We start from the raw sequence: 22101 nt of genomic DNA, 5'->3' as shown, positions 1-22101 counted from the left end.
GGCGGGCAGGAAACAAGCGCATACAGACAGCCAAGCATCGCCCACCGTGATGCTGTTGAATGTTCAAGGCCGGTCTCCGGACTCATGAGCGGCGCCTGCACGTATCAAGCGCAGGCAGGCCGGCGGCGCGCCTTCCCATATCGCGCACGATACAGTGGCAAACAGCACCGTTTTGACTCATTTACCGTTGCGGGGGCAGCGCCGGGATCGCGGCAGCACTGTGTACAAGTGCGCTCACTCACCGGCTTCCCTGTTTCACTCTGTCGACGCACGCGCCACGGAGCACCTGGAACAAGCGGCGAAGGTTAGTGGGTTGGGGGGGAGCGTCAATTAAAGCTGGCCTGGCACTTGAACCATCCTGGGCAGGCAATCCTCTACCCTTACAGGCATTCAGGAGAAAATCATGCATAAAACAAGACTCGCCTTACTCATCATGCTCGCCGGCACCCTCGCCGCCTGCGGTGAAAGCTCGACGTTGCAGGTCTCGGATGGCACCGGGCCGTCGCCCAAATTGCCGCAGCCGAACAAGACGCTGATCCCCACCGTGAATATCGCACCGGCCATCGGCTGGCCTGAAGGCGCCAAGCCGACGGCCGCCGCCGGTACTCAGGTGGCCGCGTTCGCCGAAGGCCTGGACCACCCGCGCTGGCTGTATGTGTTGCCCAATGGCGACGTGCTGGTGGCCGAAACCAACGCGCCGCCCAAGCCGGATGATGCCAAGGGTATTCGCGGCTGGGTGATGGAAAAAGTCATGGGCCGCGCTGGCGCTGGCGTGCCGAGCCCGAACCGCATCACCCTGCTGCGCGATGCCGACCATGACGGTGTGGCCGAGACACGCACGGTGTTCCTGGAAAATCTCAACTCGCCATTCGGCATGACCCTGGTGGGCAACGACCTCTACGTGGCCGACTCGGACAAGCTGCTGCGCTTTGCCTATCAGCCTGGTGAAACCGCGATCAAAACCCAGGGCGCCACGGTGGTGGACTTGCCCGGTGGCCCGCTGAATCACCACTGGACGAAAAACGTGGTGGCGAGCAAGGACGGCAGCAAGCTGTACGTGAGCGTCGGCTCCAACAGTAACGTCGGCGAAAACGGCCTGGAAGCCGAACAAGGCCGCGCAGCGATCTGGGAAGTTGACCGCGCCACCGGCCAGCACCGGATTTTCGCCTCGGGCCTGCGCAACCCCAACGGCATGGCCTGGGAACCGCAAAGCGGCAAACTGTGGACGGCAGTCAACGAGCGCGACGAAATCGGCAGCGACCTGGTGCCGGATTACATCACTTCGGTCAAGGATGGCGGCTTTTATGGCTGGCCGTTCAGTTACTACGGTCAGCATGTGGATGTGCGCGTGACGCCGCAGAACCCGGAGCTTGTGGCCAAGGCCATTGCGCCGGACTACGCCGTGGGCCCGCATACCGCGTCCCTGGGACTGACCTTTGCCGATGGCAGCAAACTCCCGGCGCCATTCAGCAACGGCGCGTTCATCGGCCAGCACGGCTCGTGGAACCGCAAGCCGCACAGTGGCTACAAGGTGATCTTCGTGCCGTTCGAAGGCGGGCAACCCAAGGGGCAGCCGGTGGACGTGCTGACCGGCTTCCTCGACAAGGACGAGAAAGCCATGGGCCGGCCGGTGGGCGTGGTGATCGATCAGCAGGGGGATCTGCTGGTGGCTGATGATGTGGGGAATAAGGTGTGGCGGGTTTCAGCAGCTAAATAAACGCCGCGAAAAAATGTGAGAGGGGCTTGCCCCCGATAGCAGTGGGTCAGTCAATGAATTCCTGGACTGATGCACCGTCATCGGGAGCAAGCCCCTCCCACATATGGATCCTGGTTTCAGCGTTAAGGGTTGCGCGCCAGATGCTCGGCCGGCAATACGCGCTTGGCGCTCAGGTACGCATTCTGCCAATACGCCTTGGACAGGGTATCCAGCTTCACTGTGCCGCCGGTTTGCGGCGCGTGCACGAAACGACCTTCACCCACGTAGATGCCCGCATGGCTGACGCGGGAACCGCCGCCGGTGGCGAAGAACAGCAAATCACCGGTCTGCAGGTTCTGTTCACTCACGTCCTGGGCGCGCATCACGATCAGTTCGCGGGTGGTACGCGGCAGGGAAATGCCGGCGGCATCACGATAGACGAACCCGATCAGGCCACTGCAATCGAACCCCGAATCCGGCGTATTACCGCCCCAGCGATACGGTGTGCCAACCAGGCCGAGTGCACGGAAAAGCACGTCTTCGGCCGCAGGCGAGAAACTCTGGGTGGCAGCGTAGTTGAACACCGGCTTGGGCTTCACGGCGACAGGCGCCGGCGGCGGTGGACGGCTTGCGCAGGCGCTGAGCAGCGCGGCGCAAACAAGAAGCATGAGGCGGGCTGAGGTCGACATGGGCAGAACAATCCTGGTCTGGATGCGGCTTTCGCTGCCGAACGCTGAAAACCAGAACGCGCAAGCAAAGCTCGCGCGAACGGATTACAACAATGTCCAGGGATTCTAGCGCTTACGCGTCAAACTTCAAGTATCACTTTAACTTTACTTACTGGCGGTCACTGTGGACGGGGCCATGGCCAGTGCGCGCTTGGCTTCAATGAAGGTCTTGCTCCAGTAACTGTCGCCCAGGCTGTCGACTCGAACACCGCCACTGCGACGGCTGCTGGAGTGGATAAACTGGTTATCGCCCAGGTAGATACCGGCGTGGCTGACACGACCACGGCCCGCTGTACTGAAGAAAAGCAGATCGCCAGGCTTGAGGTTGTTGCGCGCGACCAACGGTGCTTTCACGTTGATCATTTCGCGCGTCGAGCGTGGCAGATTCATGCCCGCTTCTTCACGAAACAGATAACCGATGAAACCGCTGCAATCGAAACCGGCTTCAGAGGTACCGCCGAAACGGTAACGGGTACCGATCAGCGACATGCCGCGTTCAAGGATGCTGTCGGCCAGCACCGGAAGCTGGTAAGGCTTGCTGCCGGAGAAATCGGTCAGCTCTTTTTCGGTTGCCAGCTCTTCTTCGTAAACAGAAGCAGACTGAGCAGCAACGAATTTTGCCTGGCTTTGAACCTGTGGTTTTTGCTGGACAGCCACTTGCTGGGGCTGGGAGGCGCAACCAAACAACAGGGTGACAAGTGCGAGAGGCACGAGGGGTGCGAAGCGATTTAGCATGGGCACGACCGTGGCTGGTATGTAAAGAAGCCGAGACTATGCCCGCTATCGGATCGATTTGCAAATTCAATCGAGGTCTATGTGACTTGGCGATTGGACTGCGCCATCTAAGCCGTAATTCCATTTAATGAGCACAATGCGTAGCCGGCGAGGCTAAAACGCAGGATTTCTGGCGCCTGAAAAATGCCGAACCGTTGCGAATCAAACGGTTACCAGCCCAACGTCTCTTTGAGAAAAGGGATCGTCAATTTTCTTTGTGCCTGCAGGGAGGCCTGGTCAAGTTGTTCGAGCAAATCGAACAACGCGCTCATGCTGCGGGTGCCACGGGTGAGAATAAAATGCCCGACTTCGTCGGTAAGGTGCAGGCCGCGACGCGATGCACGCAATTGCAGGGCACGCAATTTGTCTTCGTCGGACAAGGGACGCATCTGAAAGATCAGCGCCAGGGTGAGGCGTGACTTGAGGTCGGCCAGTTTGACCGGCAATTCCCGGGGCGAGGTGGACGCCGCGATCAGCAGGCGCCTGCCGCTGTCACGCAGGCGGTTGAACAGATGGAACAAGGCTTCTTCCCACTGCGCTTTGCCGGCGATGGCCTGCAGGTCATCCAGGCACACCAGTTCGTATTGCTCAAGGTTGTCGAAAATGCCGATGCCACGGTCCATCAGCTCGGCCAGTGGCAGATACACCGCCGGCTCGCCCATCTGCTCGAAGCGCAGGCACGCGGCCTGCAACAGATGGGTACGTCCCACGCCATGTTTGCCCCACAGATAGATCAGGCTTTCCGTCCACCCGGCGTCGGCTTCGCATAGACGCTCGACATAGCCGAGTGCTGCGGCATTGGCGCCTGGGTAGTAATTGATAAAGGTTGCGTCATCACGCAGACGCACACCTAGGGGCAGCTGAATCGGTTTCATGCTGACTGAACGGCTCCCATCGAACCGCTAGTGGCCTCTGTGTAAAGTTGGCAAAGTCTATACCCGTGACGCCGGGCGCACAATGCAGCAGACCACAAGCAAAATCAAAGGTTTGCGTTAACCTGCCGGTTTATACGGAGTATTTGACGCGCCCACCTCATAAACAACAAACCCGGCCATGAGCCGGGTTTGTCGCACTGCGATTACAGCTCGGGGTCTTCGACGCCCGTGTACACATCCGAATCCTTGTACAGCACGTGCACATGGCGCACCAACACCATGATCACTGCCGCCACGGGCAAAGCCAGCAGGATGCCGGTAAAACCGAACAGCTCACCGCCCGCCAGGATAGCAAAGATAACCGCCACCGGGTGCAGGCCGATCCGATCGCCCACCAGCAAGGGCGTCAGCACCATGCCTTCGAGGGCCTGGCCGACCATGAACACCGCGACAATCCCCAGCATCGGGTACAGGTCGCCGCCGAACTGGAACAACCCGGCCACCAGCGCCGCGCCGATCCCGATCACAAAGCCCATGTAGGGCACAATGGCCGCCAGACCCGCGATCAGGCCGATCAACAGGCCCAGCTCCAGGCCGATGGCCATTAGCCCGGCCGCGTAGATGATGCCCAGTGCCAGCATCACCAACAACTGGCCACGCACGAATGCACCCAGCACTTCATGGCACTCTGCTGCCAGTGATACCACGCGCTCCTCGCTGTCTCGCGGCAGCAGGCCGCGAATCTTGGCCATCATGATGTCCCAGTCGCGCAGCAGGTAAAACGCCACCACCGGAATCAGCACCAGATTCGTCAGCCAACCGATCAGCGCCAGGCTGGAAGCGGTGGCCTGACTGAGCACCACACCGACGATGTCGGTGGTCTGGCCCATATGCTCGCTGATCGCGGCCTTGACCTTGTCGAACTTCCAGAACCCTTCCGACAGCCCCAGCTTGGTCTGAGCCCAGGGCATCGCCGTGTGTTGCAGCCAGTCGAGCATCTGCGGCGCCAGCTCGTACAAGCGAAACAGCTGCTTGGCCAGCATCGGCACCAGCACCAGCACCAGCGCGGTGATGATCAACGTGAACAGCGCAAACACCGTCACCACGCCCAGGGTCCGCGACAGGCCGAGCTTTTCCAGGCGATCCACGACCGGATCGAACAGATAGGCGAGCAACAACGCGACCAGGAACGGCGTCAGGATCGAATGCAGCAGGAACACAAAAACGCACAGCAGGACAATCCCGCCAAGCCACACCCAACGACGCGTATCCGCCATACACCACTCCAATTGCTTCTATATAAGGAAGAATATTTACCAACGAAAACGCAGTTGCGCCTGAGGTTCAGGTGCCGCTGCGGGTTGCGTGCCATCAACTGCGGGTGGCTGAACCGGAGCTTCACCTGCGGGAATTTCCTGCAGCCTGGCCAGGCTCAGTTGGGTGCGCAATTGATCGGCACTGCCATTGACGCGATACACAATGCGATTGCCGTCCACCCACTGCGGCTGGCCGCCAAAAGGTTCCAGCAGGTGAGCGAGCGAGGCGTAACGCTCCAGGTTCATGCCCTGCACTTCCAGCAACTGTTCGGTGGTCACGCCCGGCTTGACGGCAAAGCGCGGCGCGAGCTTCTGGCTGACGGCCAGCAGCACCGCGTCGGCAACCGCAGCGGTGTCGGCGCCTTGCGCGGTGCCCTGCTCGCTTTTATCGCCCAGCCACAGCCGCCATTTGGCCTGCCACTGGCTGCCTTCCTGGCGCGCATGCACCGCGAGCAACGCGTCGGCGCCATAGCGCTCGGAAGCGGCGCGCAACGGCGTGGCGTCGGCGCCTTCCAGATTCGGTGCGGTAGCAACCACCTGTTCATCCAGATCACCCAACGGCAGGCGCAGCGGCAGGCCGCGATGCTGTGCGGCACGGCGCAGCGCCTGGGCGACGGGCTGTCCATCACCGACCAGGCTGCTGCCGTCGGTGGAATCGTTCAGCCACCAGCCAAGGATCGACGGGCGATTGCTGCCCCAGATCGACAGGCCCGCGTCACGCAGCGCGCGGTCAGTACTGACCGGGTCGAAATCCACCTGCAGGCTTTCCGGCGGGCCGGCGTCGTAACCGTATTGCGTGATGATTTGCTGCGGGTCCTTGCGGATTGCCGCCAGGCCCGGGCCTTCGGCGGCCTTGGCGTCGCCGGTCAGGCGAATCACCAGGGTCTGCACCGCGCGCTGGGTGGCCTGGTCGCGCTCCTGGGGCGACTGGCTGCTGACAGGTTCCAGCACTTGATAGAGGCCATTGAGGGTTTCGGCATGACTCGCCAGGCTGAACAACGACAAACAGCCTACAAAAAAGAATTTACACAAACGCATGGAAGATTCCCGAACGACAAATTTAGCGGGTGGAACAGACCGCGTGCACCCGGTTCAGCCAGGCTGTGACCACAGTGATTGGTAAAACATTCACAGGGTTGCGGTAAGTTTTCGTACTGTCACAACGATAGCTTGCTCAAGGCTATACCTTAATACGCACCAGGGCAGGGCCGCTGAGCATTTTTTTAATCGGCCTTTTTTAGCCTATATGGCCCTGCCCGTCGGCCCGAGGATGGCCGCTGCCCCTCAAGCCTGATAAAATCGCGCGCCTTCGCAGACCGTCAACGTCGAGGCCTTTTCACAAACGCCGCCGTCGGCTCGGTCGTTACCCAGAAATCCCCCCTAAAGGCCTGGATCATGAGCAAGCAACCCTCCCTGAGCTACAAGGACGCCGGTGTAGACATCGACGCCGGTGAAGCATTGGTCGAACGCATCAAGAGCGTCGCCAAGCGCACTGCGCGCCCCGAAGTCATGGGCGGCCTGGGCGGTTTTGGCGCCCTCTGCGAAATCCCGGCCGGCTACAAGCAGCCTGTGCTGGTGTCCGGCACCGACGGCGTGGGCACCAAGCTGCGTCTGGCGCTGAACCTGAACAAGCACGACACCATCGGCATCGACCTGGTCGCCATGTGCGTCAACGACCTGGTGGTGTGCGGCGCCGAGCCGCTGTTCTTCCTCGACTACTATGCCACCGGCAAGCTGAACGTAGACACCGCGGCACAGGTGGTGACCGGTATCGGCGCCGGCTGCGAATTGTCGGGTTGCTCCCTGGTCGGCGGCGAAACCGCTGAAATGCCCGGCATGTACGAAGGCGAAGACTACGACCTGGCCGGCTTCTGCGTGGGTGTGGTGGAAAAAGCCGAGATCATCGACGGCTCCAAAGTCGCTGCTGGCGACGCCCTGCTCGCCCTGCCATCCTCCGGCCCGCACTCCAACGGCTACTCGCTGATCCGCAAGATCATTGAAGTGTCCGGCGCCGACATCGAAAACACCCAGCTCGACGGCAAGCCGCTGACCGACCTGCTGATGGCCCCGACCCGCATCTACGTCAAGCCGCTGCTCAAGTTGATCAAGGATACCGGCGCGGTAAAAGCCATGGCCCACATCACCGGCGGCGGCCTGCTGGACAACATTCCGCGCGTGCTGCCAAAAGGCGCCCAGGCGATTGTCGACGTAGCCAGCTGGCAGCGCCCGGCAGTCTTCGACTGGCTGCAGGAGCAGGGCAATGTGGACGAGACCGAGATGCACCGCGTACTCAACTGCGGCGTGGGCATGGTCATCTGCGTGGCACAGGAACACGTTGAGACGGCGCTGAACGTCTTGCGTGAAGCCGGCGAGCAGCCTTGGGTGATCGGCCAGATCGCCACTGCCGCGCAAGGCGCAGCCCAGGTCGAACTGAAGAACCTCAAGGCTCACTGATGCCTCGGACCTGTAATGTCGTGGTGCTGCTTTCCGGCACCGGCAGCAACTTGCAGGCCTTGATCGACAGCACGCGCACCGGCGACAGCCCGGTGCGCATCGCTGCGGTGATTTCCAATCGCAGCGATGCCTACGGCCTGCAACGCGCCAGGGACGCCGGCATCGACACCCGCTCGCTGGATCACCAGGCATTCGACGGTCGCGAGGCCTTCGACGCGGCCTTGATCGAACTGATCGACGCCTTCAAACCCCAACTCGTGGTCCTGGCCGGTTTCATGCGCATCCTCAGCGCTGACTTCGTGCGGCACTACGCTGGGCGCCTGCTCAATATCCACCCTTCCCTGCTGCCCAAATACAAAGGCATGCACACTCACCAGCGCGCGCTTGACGCCGGCGACAGCGAGCACGGCTGCAGCGTGCACTTTGTCACCGAGGAACTCGATGGCGGACCTCTGGTCGTACAGGCAGTGGTTCCGGTAGAGTCGGGTGACTCGGCGCAGAGCCTTGCGCAACGGGTTCATGCCCAGGAACACAGAATTTACCCACTGGCTGTTCGCTGGTTTGCCGAGGGTCGGTTGATTCTCGGTGAACAGGGTGCATTATTGGACGGTCAGTTACTCGCGGCCAGCGGCCACTTGATTCGAACTTAGGAGATTTTATGCGTCGCGCCCTGCTCTTCGCTTTTGCGCTGTTCGCCTTGCCTGCCGTGCAGGCAGCAGACCTTCACCCTTTCTCCGCCAGCTACACCGCCGACTGGAAACAGTTGCCCATGAGCGGTTCGGCCGAACGCAGCCTGACCAAGAATGACAACGGCTCCTGGACCTTGAACTTCAAGGCTTCCATGATGATCGCCAGCCTCACCGAAACCAGCGTGATCCGTTTCGACAAGGACGCCCTGCAGCCGGTCAGCTACAGCTTCGAACGTGGCGGCCTGGGCAAATCGAAGAAGGTCAACCTGGACTTCGACCAGAGCGCCAAGAAAGTCACCGGCTTTGAAAACAAGGACCCGGTGAACGTCACCCTGGAAAGCGGCATGCTCGACAAGTCGACTTACCAGTTGGCCCTTCAACGTGACGTGGCCGCCGGCAAGAAAAGCATGAGCTACCGCGTCGTCGAAGGCACGGACGTCGACACTTATGACTTCCGCGTGATTGGCCCGGAAAAGGTCCAGACCAAGGTAGGCGCCATCGACGCGATCAAGGTCGAGCGCGTGCGTGACCCGTCGCAGAGCAAGCGCATCACCCAGATGTGGTTCGCCAAGGATCTGGGCGGCGTGCTGGTGGCGTTGCGTCAGGTTGAGACGGACGGCAAGGAATACAACATCATGCTGCAGGATGGCACTGTTGATGGCCAGGCCATCAAAGGCAGCTGATCGGCAGATTGAACAAAGAGCCTCGCTGAATGCGGGGCTTTTTTTTGCCTGGAATCTGGGTGCTGAAGCTTATATCAGCTATCGGGAGCAAGCCCCCTCCCACACGTGGAAGGCATTCCACATGTGGGAGGGGGCTTGCTCCCGATAGCGATGACAGGGCCAGCGCAAAATGAAACTTTTGTCATAAAACCCCTTCGCCTACGACCAAGCACCACGGATTACGCGGCCTGCAGCACTGTTGCGTGTCGTGCAATAAATTGTTGCGCGCAAAGACTGTTTACTTAGCAAGCTAACAAAACATATAACAAAGGCCTGCGACGACTTGCCGCAGATCCACCCGAGATTGGAGCAAGCAGATGACTGTAAAAGTGACTGAACGCGACGACGAACATATGTCCCATGAAGCTCTGGGCCACGGGATTCATATCTGGGATGTCCATCAACAAGACCTGTTGGTCGGCATGTTTCACAATGAAAGCGACGCTCATAACTATAAGAACGAGCTGGAAACGCTTGAACTGAAACGCCAGGCACAGAGTTCCTGAAACACTGAAATCTCGCAGGCACCCGGCCCCACACAGCAGCTGGCGTGCCTGCAAAGAAAAACCCCGCCTTGTGAGCGGGGTTTTTCGTGTCTACAGCCTCACCACATCAGATCGTCCGGGATCTGGTAGGCGGCGTACGGATCATCCTCGTCCGGCACCTGGCTTTCGGTGAGGATATTGAGCTGCACGATACGCTCCGGTGCGCGCTCCTGGATCTTCAGCGCCGCTTCGCGTGGGATCACCTCGTAGCCACCGCCGTGGTGCACGATGGCCAGGGAGCCGTTGCTCAGCTTGTTGCGCATCAACGTGTTGACCGACAGGCGCTTGACCTTCTTGTCGTCCACGAAGTTGTAGTAGTCCTCGGTGGTCAGCTTGGGCAGGCGCGAGGTCTCGATCAGTTGCTTGACCTGCGCCGTGCGGGCCTTGGCCTCGGCTTTTTCCTGCTGCTGCCGGTTCAGTTCCTGATCACGCTTGACCTTCTCGGCATGCGCCTCGGCCGCCAGACGGGCCTGGGTGTCATCCACCTCGGCCTGGCCCTTGTGGACCAGGCGCTGCTGCTTCTGTTTCTCTTTGCCGACCTGCTTGGCCTGCTTTTGGTTGACCAGACCTGCTTTGAGCAACTGGTCGCGAAGGGAAAGGCTCATGGTGCTTACTCACTTAGGCAACTGCTCAACCGCAGCTGGACACATTCTTTTCCTGACGCTTGGCTTCGCCCCACAGGGCGTCCAAGGTTTCGAGGGTGCAATCTTCTATGGGTTGATGCGTATCGCGCAATGCCTGTTCGATAAATCGGAAACGTCGTTCGAACTTGGCACTGGCACCGCGCAGGGCGGTTTCCGGGTCGACCTTGAGGTGACGGGCCAGGTTGACTGCGGCAAACAGCAGGTCACCGACCTCATCGGCGATCGCAGCCGGGTCGTTGGCGACCATGGCTTCGAGCACTTCATCGAGCTCTTCGCGCACGTTGTCCACCACCGGCAACGCGGACGGCCAGTCGAAACCGACCTGGCTGGCGCGCTTTTGCAATTTGGCCGCACGGGACAGTGACGGCAGCGCCGTGGGCACATCATCGAGCAGGGACAGCTGCTGCGGCGCGTCGGACTTCTCTGCACGCTCCTCAGCCTTGATCTGCTCCCAGCGCGCCTTGACCTCGTCTTCGCTCAGTTGCGGCACGTCCAGCGGCGCATAGAGATCCCCGGTGGGGAACACGTGGGGATGGCGACGGATCAGCTTGCGGGTGATGCTGTCGACCACACCGGCAAATTCGAAACGCCCGTCTTCGCGTGCCAGCTGGCTGTAATACACCACCTGGAACAACAGGTCGCCCAGTTCACCCTGCAGGTGATCGAAGTCGCCGCGCTCGATGGCGTCGGCCACTTCGTAAGCCTCCTCCAGGGTGTGCGGCACGATCGTGGCATAGGTTTGCTTGATGTCCCACGGGCAGCCGTATTGCGGGTCGCGCAGGCGGTTCATCAGGTGCAGCAGGTCTTCAAGTGAATACATCGGTCTCTTTCCGCTGAAGATCACATGTGGGAGGGGGCTTGCTCCCGATTGCGCTGGGTCATTGCCAAATGGATTTTCTGGCCCACCGCTATCGGGAGCAAGCCCCCTCCCACAGGTTTGGTCCGCGCCCATTCAACTGCTTATGGCGTGCGGTTGCGCCGGGTTTCGATGATGTTCGGCAACTGGGAAATTCGCCCCAGCAAACGCCCCAATGCGTCCAACCCCGGAATCTCGATGGTCAGGGACATCAACGCGGTGTTGTCCTCCTTGTTCGAGCGGGTGTTGACCGCCAGCACGTTGATGCGCTCATTGAGCAGCACTTGCGACACGTCGCGCAGCAGACCGGAACGGTCGTAGGCACGAATGATGATGTCCACCGGATAAGTGAGCACCGGCACCGGGCCCCAGCTGACCTGGATGATCCGCTCCGGCTCACGCCCGCCCAGTTGCAGCACCGAGGCGCAATCCTGACGGTGAATGCTCACGCCACGGCCCTGGGTGATATAGCCGACAATCGCATCGCCCGGCAGCGGCTGGCAGCAACCGGCGATTTGCGTCATCAGGTTGCCCACACCCTGGATCTGGATATCGCCGCGCTTGCCGGGCTTGTAGCCGGTGGCCTTGCGCGGGATCAGTTCCAGCTGTTCGTTGCCGCGCTCCGGCTCCACCAACTGCTGCGCCAGGTTGACCAGTTGCGCCAGGCGCAGGTCGCCGGCGCCGAGGGCGGCGAACATGTCTTCGGCGATCTTCATGTTGGCCTTTTCGGCCAGCTTGTCGAAGTCCACCTGGGGCAGGCCCAGACGCGCCAGTTCGCGTTCGAGCAAGGTCTTGCCGGCGGCGACGTTCTGATCGCGCGCCTGCAGTTTGAACCAGTGGACGATCTTCGCCCGCGCGCGTGAGGTGGTGATGTAACCCAGGTTCGGGTTCAGCCAGTCGCGGCTCGGCGTACCGTGCTTGCTGGTGATGATCTCGACCTGCTCACCGGTCTGCAGGCTGTAGTTGAGCGGCACGATGCGCCCGTTGATCTTGGCGCCCCGGCAGTTGTGGCCGATCTCGGTGTGCACGCGGTAGGCAAAATCCAGCGGCGTGGCGCCCTTGGGCAAGTCGATGGCATGCCCGTCCGGGGTGAAGATATAAACGCGGTCAGGCTCGATATCCACGCGCAGCTGTTCAGCCAGGCCGCCGATATCGCCGAGTTCTTCGTGCCATTCGAGCACCTGGCGCAACCAGGAAATCTTCTCTTCGTACTGGTTGGACCCGGCCTTGACGTCGGTGCCCTTGTAGCGCCAGTGCGCGCACACGCCCAGTTCCGCCTCTTCGTGCATGGCATGGGTGCGGATCTGCACTTCGAGCACCTTGCCCTCGGGACCGATCACCGCCGTGTGCAGCGAGCGATAGCCGTTTTCCTTGGGGTTGGCGATGTAGTCGTCGAATTCCTTGGGGATGTGCCGCCACAGCGTGTGGACGATACCCAGCGCGGTGTAGCAGTCGCGCATTTCCGGCACCAGCACGCGCACCGCCCGCACATCATAGATCTGGCTGAAGGCCAGGCCCTTGCGCTGCATTTTGCGCCAGATCGAATAGATATGTTTGGCGCGGCCGCTGATGTCGGCATCGACGCCGGTGGCCTGCAGCTCGGTGCGCAACTGGCCCATCACGTCGCTGATAAAGCGCTCGCGGTCCAGGCGCCGCTCGTGCAGCAGCGTGGCGATCTGTTTGTACTGATCGGGTTCAAGGTAGCGAAAGGACAAGTCCTCCAGCTCCCACTTGATATGGCCGATGCCCAGGCGGTGCGCCAGCGGCGCATAAATGTCGAAGACTTCGCGGGCGACGCGGTTGCGCTTTTCGTCGTCGGCGGTCTTCACCGCGCGAATCGCGCAGGTGCGTTCGGCCAGCTTGATCAGGGCGACGCGTACGTCGTCGACCATCGCCACCAGCATCTTGCGCAGGTTTTCCACCTGGCCCTGGGTGCCCAGCACCATGGACTGGCGCGGGCTGAGGCTGGCACTGATGGCCGCCATGCGCAGCACGCCGTCAATCAGCTTGGCCACCACCGAGCCAAAGCGCTGGCCGACGGTGGCCAGCTCAATGTGCCCTTCGCGCACGCCGCGATAGAGCACGGCGGCGATCAGCGAATCCTGGTCGAGCTTGAGATCGGCAAGGATCTCGGCGATTTCCAACCCGGTACGAAAGCTTGAGGTGCCTTCGGCCCACAGGTTCTTGGCCGCATTGTCCTGCTGCTCGGACTCACGAGCGAACTCGCAGGCCGCTTTCAAGGCCTCACGGTCCAGTGCCGGATCGACACTGATGGCATGGTCGAGCCATGCCTCCAGATTGATACTGCCGTCGGTGTTGATCGGCTGGTGTGCTCTCACCTGTACCATCTTTCTTACCTTCCCTACGACGCACCTTGGATGCGCCGGAATCATCGCCGACCTTGACTGCGAACTCCGTGGCAGTTCATGGGCCCTGGAGAACGCAGGCCGGTCGGATTAAACGGGCATCCTAGCCCGCTTCAAATAACGCCATGGCCTCGACATGTGCCGTCTGCGGAAACATGTCGAGGATCCCGGCACGTTTTAGCCGGTAGCCCTGCCTGACCAACTCAACCGTGTCCCGCGCCAGCGTGGCCGGGTTGCAGGACACATACACCACGCGCCTGGCACCCAGGCTGGCGAGTTTGCGCACAACCTCCTGGGCACCGTCACGGGGTGGATCCAAGAGTACCGCAGAAAAGCCCTGTTTGGCCCACTCTGCGTCAGTCAACGGCTGGGATAAATCGGCCTGAAAAAACTGCGCATTATGCAAATTGTTGCTGCCAGCGTTGAGTGCGGCGCGGTCCACCATGGTCTGCACGCCTTCCACGGCGACCACTTCACGCACCTGCCCGGCCAGCGGCAGGGCAAAATTGCCCAGGCCGCAAAACAGGTCCAGCACCCGCTCATCGGCCTGCGGCGCCAGCCATTGCAACGCCTGGGCGACCATCGCCTCGTTGACCGCGGCATTGACCTGAACGAAGTCTCCCGGCCGGTAGGCCAGCTCCAGGTCCCACGCCTCCAGGCGAAACCCCAGGGGTTGATCAGGCTCTACAGGTTCCGGCTTGCCCTCGCCCTGCAGCCACAGCTGGGCGTCATGAAACGCGCAAAACTCCTTGAGCACCAGCAGGTCCGCCTCAGACAGCGGCGCCATATGCCGCAGCAACACGGCAATCGATGACCCGCTAAACAACTCCACATGCCCCAGCGCCTGAGGCTTGCTCAAGCGGCGCAGCATGTTCGGCAGACGCTGCATGATCGGTTGCAAGGCCTGTACCAGCACCGGGCATTCATCAATGCCGACAATGTCCTGGCTGGCCACGGCCCGAAAACCGACCTCAAGCTTTTTCGCCTTGCTATCCCAGCGCACCGCAACCCGCGCGCGCCGTCGATAGCCGAACTCCGGCCCGCTCAAGGGCGCTGCCCACGCCTGCGGTTCAACACCTGCCACGCGGGTCAGTTGCTCGGCAAGCATGCGCTGCTTCAGGGCAAGCTGTTCGTCGTGGGGCAAGTGCTGCACGCTGCAACCGCCGCAGCGACCGAAGTGCGCGCAGGGTGCCGGGCGACGCAGTTCGCTGGCGGTGAACACACGTTCAGTACGCGCCTCGACCACCTTGCCGTGAGCGCCCAGCACCCGTGCCTCCACGTCCTCGCCAGCCAGTGCACCGTTGACGAACCAGGTGCGGCCTTCAAAGAACACGATGCCCCGGCCATCGTTGGCCAGGCGCTCGATGGTCAGGCGTTGCTTTTTGCCCACGGGAATCTGTGGCGCCCGGCTGCCGCCCGTCGGTTGGAAGCGCAGGCCTCTCTCATGTTTGGCCATCAGTTGGGTTCGTCGAAGATGCCGGTCGACAGGTAGCGGTCGCCTCGGTCACAGATGATCGCGACGATCACCGCGTTTTCAACTTCCCTGGACAAGCGCAACATGCCGGCCACCGAACCGCCGGACGACACGCCGCAGAAGATGCCTTCTTCACGGGCCAGGCGGCGGGTAGTGTCTTCGGCTTCACGCTGGGCCATGTCGATGATGCGGTCCACCCGCGTCGCGTTGTAAATTTTGGGCAGGTACTCTTGCGGCCAGCGACGGATACCCGGGATCGCCGCGCCTTCCATCGGTTGCAGGCCGACGATCTGGATCGCCGGGTTCTGCTCCTTGAGGTAGCGCGAGTTGCCCATGATGGTGCCGGTGGTACCCATGGAACTGACGAAATGGGTGATGGTGCCGCCAGTCTGGCGCCAGATTTCCGGGCCGGTGGTAGCGTAGTGCGCCTCGGGATTGTCGCCGTTGGCGAACTGGTCCAGCACCTGGCCACGGCCTTCGGACGCCATGCGATCGGCCAGGTCACGGGCGCCTTCCATGCCCTGCTCCTGGGTCACCAGAATCAGCTCGGCACCGTAGGCCGTCATCGCAGCCTTGCGCTCGGCGCTGGAGTTGTCGGGCATGATCAGGATCATCCTGTAGCCCTTGATCGCCGCAGCCATGGCCAGGGCGATCCCGGTGTTGCCCGAGGTCGCTTCGATCAGGGTGTCGCCGGGCTTGATCTGCCCGCGCAGCTCGGCACGGGTGATCATCGACAGCGCCGGGCGGTCCTTGACCGAGCCGGCAGGGTTGTTCCCTTCGAGCTTGAGCAACAGGGTATTGCTGGTCTCACCCGCCATGCGTTGCAAGCGAACCAGGGGCGTATTGCCGACGCAGTCGGCGATTGTAGGGTACTGCAAGGTCATGGCGTATTCGCAATCCAGACTGCGGGGGCGAACATCATACCGGGAAAGGTCGGCGCGCCATATCACGCAAAGTGCGGTGCTTATGCCTCAAAGATATAAGCATCAGATCAGCCAATGACAAAGTCCGCCCACTCGCGATCGGTCAACTCCGCCACCAGGGCGTTTTCGGCCGTTGCCCTGGCTGCCTGCAGGGTTTGGACATAGCGCAAGTATTCGCCCTCCGTCATTACAGCGTCTGCAACCTTGTTGCTGGCGATCTCCATCAGTCGATCATAGCCGCGCAGTGTCGTGGCAACACGGCTGCGGTATTTGCGCTTCAGAAACTCCACCCAATGCTCCCTGCTGCGCAGGTGCAGAGGCCAGTTCATGCCCACTTCTTCACGTAAGATGCTGGTACGCAGCGTGTCTACGGAGAGGTTGTCGGGTTGTGCCAAGGGCACGTTGAAGCGTGAAGCAAGCACCAGCGGCAGATCAAGACTCGCCGCCAGAGCGATGCGATAACTGTGGATTCGCGTAAATGCCTGCCAGCGTGTCTGGCCCGGAAAGTGGCGACTGACGTGCTGGCTGATGGAGTCCAACCGCCGCAGCGCCCGGTAATAATGCACAAACGCCGGACCGGCGCTTTGTACGTCCGTGGCGAGCATTCGATACGGTAGCCTGAGCAATTCCAGCTCATGCAGGCTCAACAGGCAACCGTCGATTCCTCCGCTCATGTAACCATAGGGCCGCACGGAATAAATCTGCTCCCCTCCCCCGTGAGACAAAGCCTCGTCGACCAACTGCCACACCCGCCGCGTGATCGTTTCGCGCAGGGTGCGATGGCCCACATCAGCGAACAGCGGATAATCAGCGATATTCCCCAACAGCTCGAAAAAACAGTCCGCCATGGGCTGTGCCTGCAACGCCGCCCAGTCCAGTTGCCGCGCCTGGACTTCGCCAGCCGGCAGCAACGCCAACCAACGATCGGCGCGCTGATCGAAAGAGGCGGAAGGCGCCCAAAGCCCGAAATCAATGTCCGGCTGCCCCTGCCGCTCACCGATTCGGCGCAATAGCTGCCGTGCTTCGGGCGAAAGCGGGTTACCCCGCAGGTTCATCGCCCGATGAACGTCAGGGTAGATAAACAAGTCCGTCTCGGCCAATTCCCTGATCGCATTGTTGCGCAGGTCAAAACTGCGCAGTGCCTGTAGGGTCACGGCCCCCAGCGGCAAGCGGTCCAGGCCGCAATTGCGCAGGTTAAGCTCACGCAAGTGCGAAAGCGCATAGAGTGACAGCCGCCGCCCCTGGCCCAGTGGATTGACCGATAAATCAAGGTTCCTCAAACCGGTCAGCGCAGCCAGTCGATAGGTGTCCTGCAGGTTGAACCCGAGCAGGTTATTGGAAAGGTTGAGCACCGCCAGGTGAGCCATCCCATCCAAATCCGGTAGATGACTGAGGCGGTTACCTTTGAAGGAGATCACTCGAAGCCCGGGGAAGCTTCGCAGAAACCGATCAGGTAACTCGGTCAGATAATTGCCATTGACGTTCAGCACTGTCACGTGGCCGAAATGGGCGCTCAGTGTCGGCAGGCTTGTGAGTTCCAGATCATCCAGGTTGAGCTCTTCGATAATGCCAGGCGTCAGGCCCTCCTTGGCCCAGCAACGCTGAATCCGGGCCACCGCCAGGGCCCGCGAGCGGACTGATACAGCATTGTTCGCCCCAGCCGAAGCGGCGTCGCGCCACTGCTGCAGGCCCACGTCCAGCGCGTTTCGTTCGCGCACCAGATAGTCGATCATTACAGTACGCTCATCCGTCGAATCACCCGCCTCGCGCAGCAACGCCACCATCTCATCGTCGCTCTTGGAGGGGTATAACGCGCGCAACCGACCGACTTGCTCACGGACCATCGGGCCAAGTCCTTCACGGCCGCTGAGCGGGTAACCGATGCGCCCATCAGCCAGGCGCCGTGGCGGGTTGAAGCGTGGCCGACGGTCGATGTCGAGCACCGTATCAGCGCTCTCCAACGTGTGCCGCTCGCGTTCAGCAATCGAGCGTAAGAGCTCCTCGGGCCCGGATGCGTGGGTGTAGCCCAACGCCTCGCGTTCCGCCTTCGGCAACGCTGTCAATAAAACCGTCAGGAACGGTCCAGGGCTTCCCACCGCTTTGCGCTCACCGTTGTCCAGGGGTGTGTACGCCTGGTAGTGGTGAGAAACCGGTTCAAGCATCCGCCTGAGTGCGGCGCCCTCAGGGCCGATGCTGTCAATCAGACGGCCTCTCTCCCACACCTCGACGCGCAGGTGGGCAGGCCAACCCCGAAGGTCCGGCAGCGCACGCATGATCAGCCTCGTGCTGTCCTCATTCGCCGCCAACCTGCTATACAAGCCTTCCACGGCCCGGATTCTGCGCGAGTACTCCAACATCCGGCGAATATCCGGTGTAAGGCTCAATGGAAGATGGCCCGCCTCCAGGCTTCGCTGCTGCGCCGGGGTGATAGCGTAGACCAGATCGCTGGCAGCCCAAGCCGGCAACCCGGGAAAATACCGCTGCAGCACGCGAGCATGGGGGTTTTTCGACGGCAGCGCTTTTTTCTGACGCAGTGCCTTGTAGAAATGCCGTTCCATCTGCGCCTTGTCGATCCTCACCCCGGTTTCAAGCAACGCAACCTGCTCGGCCCGCGCGACACCTGAACGCCCAACCAGCTCATCGGCCAGATCAGGCCCGACCTCGCCCAGTACTTGATCAAAAAAATCCCGACCCGTTTCCATACCGGTGATCACCCGCTGCTGCAGCGTGTAACGCTCGACGGTGTCCACCAGAACCGCTGGCGGGCGTTCGTTGCGCACATGCACTCTGCGCAGCATGTCCGACGTCACTGCGCTGATCTGCTGGATCTGCTCAATGGCATCCGGCGACAGCGCGCGCGCCAACGGCCCCAGGCGATAAAAAGGTTGTTGCCCGTCCCAGGTCAGAGGGTTTTCCCCTTCATGGCGCCAGGCACCGTTGCCATTGTGGGTCAATACAGGGGAATACGCGTCATTCAAGGACGGATGCTGAACGCGCCAGGCCCCGAGCACCTCATCGTTGAAGACCTTGAAATACTCACCTTCGATGAACAGGTAGTGATCCGTTCCCCGTCGGTAAAGGCCCAATGCGTCGGGTTCGGGGGAAATACCGGTGGTGTCGGTGGTAACCGCGTAATGCTGAATTTCACCTCGACAGGGGTAAAACGATCCGTCAGGCATACGGTTGCGCAGCATTGCATGGGCGACCTGATGACGTAGATCGGCGATGCCTTGCGCACTCAACCCCAACTGCAGCCTGTCCCCTTCCGAAAGCTGACTGACGATCGCTTCATAAAAGCTGTCAGTTCCACTCAATGTCGCTCCGGTGCGTAACTGATGATGGTTGTACGCTGCAAAACGCCCACGCAACTGATCAATGACGACCACATTGCGATCCGCTGGTCCCCTGGACACGTAGGGAACCGCTTGCCCTGCGGGGCTGACCACCAATCGTTGGCCGGTCAGGTCGCGCAGCACAGCATCGGCAAACTCGAAGGCCCAGTTGCAGGTTTGTCGGTCGAAGCGTCGCCCATGAAACAACCCATCGATGATCTTTTCCCGGCGAGCCACCACCCGGGCAGCGCGCAACGCCAGGTAAAGCGCCTCGGGTTGCAATTGCGACGCCAGCAACTGGGCCTGTTGATGCTCGGAAAGCGGATGCTCGCGCAGTACCTCGAGCAAACGCGCCAGGCTAATGTCGGGGTGCAGCGCGCGCAATTGGGTAATCACGGCGGGAACCGGCGTGTCCAGGGTGACGCGATCAGGCAGCAAGGCGTGTACCGCCACGCTGGCCCCGCTCGCCGCAGAGCGGCTGAACTCGGCAAACCGTGTGAGTGCTTCAAACAGATCCGGTTTCAGGGCCCTGGCTTGCAGGGCGAGTTGTTGACCAAGCGCGTGTTCGCCCGCCGGAAAGTGCTCAGGCAGCAACTCGATGATGGCGTTGGGCAAATGGGCAGTGAACTGTTGCGGCGTGCCGTAGGCGAACTGATGGTTTTCCAGTGCAGTCACGCTGACCACGGCGGTCGTCTGAACGAAGCCGCCCTTGCTGTAGCGTCGTACTTCCACGCCCTGCTGGTTGGCAATACTCAGCGCGATGTCCGCCGGCCAGGCTGGCAGCTGGGTGAGCAACGGAGCGAGCACGTCAACGGCTTCAACCGGCACGGTACGCGTGGGGTCGCCCCCCTCGCCAACCCAGTCGATCAGCCGGTCAGCCTGGAACCGCTCAACGGCGTCGACCAGTGAAGCCGAGGGTTGCGCTCCGGCCCAAACCTGCTCCAGCGTCTCCTGCGAGGTGGAACTGCTCACAAGGATCACCTGCATCTCACGGGCTGGCGCGTCCGAACCGAGCATGGCCTCCAGCACCTTGGGGGCGGTTGGCTCGCGATGTTCAGTGACGCCACGCGCTTCGGACAATCGCCGATACAGGCGCTGATGACGACGCTGCACGCTTTTAGCCAGGCGCGTGTGCAGGCGACTGCTGATGAGCAGATCAGCCAGGTCCGCGAAGCCCTGGAGCAAGTCGCCCGGCTCACCTTGCATCGCCTGACTGCCGCCCTCGACCAGCGCTTGCTCCAGCGCCACGAACATCGCAATGGTGCGCACCCGCCCCAGGCCTTTCAAGGCACCCGGCACGGGAATCAAGAGCACATTGAGGATTTCGAGGGCCAGGGTCTTGAACACCTCAAGCAGCGTCGTCATGAAGCCCGGCGTTTGATGGGCCATTTCCTGCAGGTTGGCTCGACACCGCTTGATGTAGAAGTCACTGAGGCTTACGACCGGCACTTTCTCTACGGTATTTCTGACGTAGCCGATCCTTCCGACCGTATCGACTGGCGGGATGGCCTTAGCCAACCGGTAAACCAAATAAGTGACCCCTTCAAAGTCGGTGGGCGACGGTGTGACCTTGGCGATTCGCTTCAGACGCGCACAGTCGCGCAGCGACATTATCGGGTACAGCCAATCGACGTTTCCCTGTCGGAAGGCGCTATCAAAGACCACTCGGAAATGATCGCAAGCTCTGCGGTGACTCTGAAAATGACGCAGGGCGCCCCCCGGACGGCTGGGGAAAAAACTGAACGCGCCCTTGCAGCCAACGACCGAAAACACCAGGTGGGGGATGTTCAACCGGTCGCCTGGCGGCGTACCCACGTAGTGCCCGGTAAGTCCTATGGGCTGAGGTATCCAGCTCGCATTGTCGACACCGTGGGGGATAAACAGCAGCATTTCCTCCTTCGATCCCCAGCTTGCCTTACCGCTCAACGCACGCTGGATCCATTGATATTTTTCTCGGTCAATGCCGCTGGTGATGGTGTTTCTCAGCGCGTCTATCAGCGCGAAAGCAAACTCAGCCGTCGCCAGCGCCGTCACACTGCTACCCAGTGAGCCCGTGGGTTTCAGCGCATCGTCGAGTCGTTGGCGCAACTGCTCGCCCAGATTGAGCCTGCGCACCAGCGCGATGAATTCAGCGGCCGTGGCCTTGACGTGGGTATCCAGGTAACTGGCATCCGCCAGGCCGGTACGGCCAGGGTAGCTCCACCCGGTCAGGCCGTCATAATTGAGGCAGGCAGCGTCCCACAGGCTGAGGCTGGCGACCTTGACTACGCCTTCGGCTGCACGCCGCACGCGCTGTTCAGGTGGCAGGTAGCGGGTATAAATGCGCGCGTTGACCGGATCGATATCCTGTCCGGTCAAGGCCTGCAACTCGGCGCGTAACAACGCCATGGCCTGCTGCTCAAATGCGTGAGTCAGGTCCCTGACGTTTGTTTCCATGCTGCGTTGTGCATCAATACAGGCTTGTTGCAGGCGCACATAGTCGTGCTTTTCCTGGTCGTTGAGTCCGCCAAAAAACGCGTCGAACCTGATTCGCAGAACATCCAGGTTTTGCAGGGCAGACCATTGCGCACGCGTCATCAACGGCGCGCGGCGCTCAGCCATGAATTCGGCCAACGGGTCAGTGGGCGCAGGGGGGTGAGAGGGCTCGGGCATTTCGGGTGTTCCTGAAAAGCCCAGCCTATCCCGTGATTGGCGCCAGGCCCGGTAG

At 61.3% G+C, this 22101-nt stretch carries 16 protein-coding genes and 1 riboswitch; of the genes, 5 read left to right on the top strand and 11 right to left on the bottom strand.

Annotated elements, in window-relative coordinates:
* Positions 1-50 precede the first annotated feature (50 nt).
* A riboswitch (cobalamin riboswitch) is annotated at positions 51-305 on the bottom strand.
* Between the two features lie 98 nt (positions 306-403).
* Positions 404-1717: a PQQ-dependent sugar dehydrogenase gene (locus ACXX81_RS05460; protein ID WP_458571331.1), complete on the top strand. Its 1314-nt coding sequence runs from the start codon at positions 404-406 to the stop codon at positions 1715-1717.
* 122 nt (positions 1718-1839) lie between these two features.
* Here ACXX81_RS05460 and ACXX81_RS05455 read toward each other — a convergent pair whose 3' ends face one another.
* The 5 genes from ACXX81_RS05455 to ACXX81_RS05435 form a co-directional block, all read right to left on the bottom strand.
* Positions 1840-2385 (bottom strand): C40 family peptidase, encoded by a 546-nt coding sequence (locus tag ACXX81_RS05455; RefSeq protein ID WP_057010337.1) that lies wholly within the window; start codon positions 2383-2385, stop codon positions 1840-1842.
* A 144-nt stretch (positions 2386-2529) separates the two neighbouring features.
* Entirely contained in the window at positions 2530-3159 is a 630-nt protein-coding gene (locus ACXX81_RS05450) for a C40 family peptidase (RefSeq protein WP_060548805.1), read from the bottom strand.
* 209 nt (positions 3160-3368) lie between these two features.
* Positions 3369-4073: a DnaA regulatory inactivator Hda gene (hda, locus tag ACXX81_RS05445; protein WP_209983550.1), complete on the bottom strand. Its 705-nt coding sequence runs from the start codon at positions 4071-4073 to the stop codon at positions 3369-3371.
* A gap of 203 nt (positions 4074-4276) precedes the next feature.
* Positions 4277-5350 (bottom strand): AI-2E family transporter, encoded by a 1074-nt coding sequence (locus ACXX81_RS05440; RefSeq protein ID WP_057010335.1) that lies wholly within the window; start codon positions 5348-5350, stop codon positions 4277-4279.
* A gap of 36 nt (positions 5351-5386) precedes the next feature.
* Complete coding sequence (locus ACXX81_RS05435; RefSeq protein ID WP_209983554.1) at positions 5387-6427, bottom strand: DUF2066 domain-containing protein; 1041 nt, start codon at positions 6425-6427, stop codon at positions 5387-5389.
* A 357-nt stretch (positions 6428-6784) separates the two neighbouring features.
* Between ACXX81_RS05435 and purM the strand changes: the two genes are divergently transcribed.
* The 4 genes from purM (at position 6785) to ACXX81_RS05415 (ending at position 9760) form a co-directional block, all read left to right on the top strand.
* Positions 6785-7843 (top strand): phosphoribosylformylglycinamidine cyclo-ligase, encoded by a 1059-nt coding sequence (gene purM / locus ACXX81_RS05430; protein ID WP_209983556.1) that lies wholly within the window; start codon positions 6785-6787, stop codon positions 7841-7843.
* Complete coding sequence (gene purN / locus ACXX81_RS05425) at positions 7843-8493, top strand: phosphoribosylglycinamide formyltransferase (RefSeq protein WP_322214171.1); 651 nt, start codon at positions 7843-7845, stop codon at positions 8491-8493. The genes purM and purN overlap by 1 nt, the downstream gene beginning before the upstream one ends.
* Positions 8494-8501: 8 nt before the next feature.
* A complete protein-coding gene (locus tag ACXX81_RS05420) occupies positions 8502-9215 on the top strand; it encodes a DUF3108 domain-containing protein (protein WP_003238835.1) in 714 nt (237 codons plus the stop codon).
* Between the two features lie 356 nt (positions 9216-9571).
* Entirely contained in the window at positions 9572-9760 is a 189-nt protein-coding gene (locus tag ACXX81_RS05415; protein WP_209983560.1) for a hypothetical protein, read from the top strand.
* 98 nt (positions 9761-9858) lie between these two features.
* On the opposite strand, the gene ACXX81_RS05410 is transcribed toward ACXX81_RS05415, so the two are convergent.
* The 6 genes from ACXX81_RS05410 to ACXX81_RS05385 all read right to left on the bottom strand — a co-directional run bounded on the left by ACXX81_RS05410 (position 9859) and on the right by ACXX81_RS05385 (position 22046).
* The gene (locus tag ACXX81_RS05410; RefSeq protein ID WP_014719402.1) at positions 9859-10404 is read right to left on the bottom strand and encodes a DUF2058 domain-containing protein; all 546 of its coding nucleotides are present in this window, start codon (positions 10402-10404) and stop codon (positions 9859-9861) included.
* Positions 10405-10429: 25 nt separating this feature from the next.
* Positions 10430-11263 carry a nucleoside triphosphate pyrophosphohydrolase gene (mazG, locus tag ACXX81_RS05405; RefSeq protein ID WP_458571330.1) on the bottom strand — a complete coding sequence of 278 codons (834 nt, stop codon included), beginning with the start codon at positions 11261-11263 and terminating at the stop codon, positions 10430-10432.
* A gap of 140 nt (positions 11264-11403) precedes the next feature.
* A complete protein-coding gene (gene relA / locus ACXX81_RS05400) occupies positions 11404-13647 on the bottom strand; it encodes a GTP diphosphokinase (protein ID WP_209983563.1) in 2244 nt (747 codons plus the stop codon).
* Between the two features lie 121 nt (positions 13648-13768).
* On the bottom strand, positions 13769-15121 hold the full coding sequence (gene rlmD, locus ACXX81_RS05395) for a 23S rRNA (uracil(1939)-C(5))-methyltransferase RlmD (RefSeq protein ID WP_322214176.1): 1353 nt from the start codon (positions 15119-15121) through the stop codon (positions 13769-13771).
* On the bottom strand, positions 15121-16023 hold the full coding sequence (gene cysM, locus ACXX81_RS05390) for a cysteine synthase CysM (protein ID WP_209983567.1): 903 nt from the start codon (positions 16021-16023) through the stop codon (positions 15121-15123). Before cysM ends, rlmD begins: the two co-directional genes overlap by 1 nt.
* A 107-nt stretch (positions 16024-16130) precedes the next feature.
* Positions 16131-22046 (bottom strand): dermonecrotic toxin domain-containing protein, encoded by a 5916-nt coding sequence (locus ACXX81_RS05385; RefSeq protein WP_458571329.1) that lies wholly within the window; start codon positions 22044-22046, stop codon positions 16131-16133.
* Between the last annotated feature and the right edge of the window lie 55 nt (positions 22047-22101).

The sequence above is a fragment of the Pseudomonas sp. GNP013 genome (genome assembly GCF_054343995.1).
Note: the sequence above shows the minus strand (reverse complement) of the source record. Positions and strands in the feature narration are given on the sequence as shown.